Source organism: Kitasatospora sp. NPDC059648 (assembly GCF_042734825.1).
In the GTDB taxonomy this organism is placed as follows: domain Bacteria; phylum Actinomycetota; class Actinomycetes; order Streptomycetales; family Streptomycetaceae; genus Kitasatospora.
Map to the genome: position 1 here is coordinate 1 of NZ_JBHWDU010000241.1, position 1,224 is coordinate 1,224.

The window sequence follows — 1,224 nt, forward strand, 5'->3', positions numbered from 1 at the left end:
CGCCCGGAGCTGACCGAGGCCGCCATCGTGGTCTCCGGCGGCCGCGGCGTCGGTGCCGCCGAGGGCTTCGGCGTGGTCGAGGAGCTCGCGGACGCGCTCGAAGCGGCGGTAGGCGCCTCGCGCGCCGCCGTCGACGCCGGCTGGTACCCGCACAGCTCCCAGGTCGGCCAGACCGGCAAGCAGGTCTCCCCGCAGCTGTACGTGGCCAACGGCATCTCGGGCGCCATCCAGCACCGCGCCGGCATGCAGACCTCGAAGACCATCGTGGCCGTCAACAAGGACCCCGAGGCCCCGATCTTCGAACTCGCCGACTACGGCGTGGTCGGCGACCTCTTCGAGGTGCTGCCGCAGCTCACCGCCGAGGTGAAGGCCCGCAAGGGCTGATCGCCCGGAAGCCGAACGGAGGGCGTGGCACTCGGTACCCCCCGAAACGATGGCACCCCCCCCCCCCGGGGAACCCCGGTACCGAGTGCCACGCCCTCCGCGTGTCGTCCCGCGACTACTCGGCGAAGGCCGCCAGGTGCTGGGTGAACCCGCCCTTGACCGGCGGCAGCGGACGTGCCTCCGGCTCCTGCTCCGCCGTCGGCTCCTCCACCGTCAGCAGCCGCAGCTCGGGCTGGTCGGAGCCGGGGGAGGAGTACAGCCGCACCCGGGTGCCGACCGGGACGGTGCTGCGCATGCCGTCCACGATGCACCAGACGTCGAAGCCCTCCGTCATCCGGATCAGCGACTTCTGGCGGACCAGCGGCGTGCGGGCCTGCTCGACCGCGCAGCGCCGCACCACGCCGGTGCCCTCGCTGGGCTCCAGCCGCAGCTCGGTGGAGCCGCAGGTGGGGCAGAGCAGCCGCTGGAACGTGGGGTTGTTGCACCACGTGCAGCGCTGGAAGTACAGCGTCGTACTCCGGGTGTCGGCATCGATGGCTGAGTGGACCACGTCGTCATCTCCCTGCGCTCGGACCGGCTGTGTCGGCAGAAGTACGCCAGTAGTTCGGCTGTAGTACGGCAGGAAAAGGATAGGGAACTCAGTGCCGCCCTGTGAAGGCACTGAGTTCCCTTTTTGCTGCGCGCATGCATAATGAAGGGTACTGAGTACCGTCGTGAAACAGGAGTGGCGATCATGAGCCAGGAGTTCGATCTCTTCCGTATCTCCGAGGAGCACGAGATGCTCCGTGAGGCGGTGCGTTCGCTGGCCGAGGCGAAGATCGCTCCGTTCGCGGCGGAGGT

Annotated in this window: 2 protein-coding genes; one reads left to right on the top strand and one right to left on the bottom strand. The window is 69.4% G+C overall.

Going from position 1 to position 1,224, the window contains the following annotated elements; translation table 11 throughout:
- On the top strand, positions 1-384 hold a 384-nt coding region (locus ACFV1W_RS40700), incomplete at its 5' end, for an FAD-binding protein (protein WP_030291286.1).
- 115 nt (positions 385-499) lie between these two features.
- Here ACFV1W_RS40700 and ACFV1W_RS40705 read toward each other — a convergent pair.
- Positions 500-934 carry a hypothetical protein gene (locus ACFV1W_RS40705; protein WP_380422627.1) on the bottom strand — a complete coding sequence of 145 codons (435 nt, stop codon included), beginning with the start codon at positions 932-934 and terminating at the stop codon, positions 500-502.
- Positions 935-1,224: the final 290 nt, after the last annotated feature.